This window comes from Ancylomarina longa, assembly GCF_003996985.1.
Classification (GTDB): domain Bacteria; phylum Bacteroidota; class Bacteroidia; order Bacteroidales; family Marinifilaceae; genus Ancylomarina_A; species Ancylomarina_A longa.
This window is the reverse complement of the sequence record NZ_RJJX01000099.1, coordinates 1-822: the sequence shown is the minus strand read 5'-3', so window position 1 is coordinate 822 and position 822 is coordinate 1. Positions and strand designations below refer to the sequence as shown.

At 45.1% G+C, this 822-nt stretch carries 1 tRNA gene; it reads right to left on the bottom strand.

The features are described from left to right. Positions 1-662: 662 nt before the first annotated feature. Positions 663-734: transfer RNA gene (locus DLK05_RS19055), tRNA-Glu, on the bottom strand. Positions 735-822 lie beyond the last annotated feature (88 nt).

The window sequence follows — 822 nt, the reverse complement described above, 5'->3', positions numbered from 1 at the left end:
ATTCAATGTGGACATGCAACAATCAACCTGGTTCATTAGACATCATGATTTACAGTCTGCCAGCAGCTGAATGTGCTGACCACTAAGACAGACTACGACAGAGAGAACTAAATGGAAGGAGAGTGAATGACTGAATGTGAGTGAAGGTGTGATGGAGGGGAATGTGGAATGCTACACGGAGCCCAAGTGAAAACACGAGATTGGATTGAGCACACTGGTCCGATGTGCGTGTATTGTAGGGATCAGACGTTGCGATTGGTTGATAGTGAGACACCAGATTGATTAATGAATCCAATTTGTTCGTATGCTTTGCAATGGCTCACTGTGTCTTACCTCACCTTCTCCACTTTCACGAATCGAGGAATGAGTCGAGGAGAATTGAATTGTTCGAAGTTTCAGTGTGAATTCCCATGACACGTTGTGTGTTTCTTGATACGTGCTGAAGCGAGTGTGTGAATAGAATATTGTCGACATACTGCAAGTGGAACGACTAATCAATATGTCATCGAACATTTTGCTTACATTTTGTGCTTGCCTATCGATGTAGGCACGTGACGGATGCTAGTGTCAGTGGTCGGGAAGTGTTTGTTGGTGTTGATCTAGTGTTGATGAGTGTTGTGTAGATTGGTGTGTGTGTGTGTGTGTGTGTAGATGTGAGAACTTTCCCGTGCCGGGAATCGAACCCGGGCCGCCTGGGTGAAAGCCAGGAATCCTAACCACTAGACCACGCGGGACAACCTACTGTCCAACAGAACAACACACATCATCCATTCACAATTACTAACATGCACATACACCATATGTCCACATACTACTACAGTC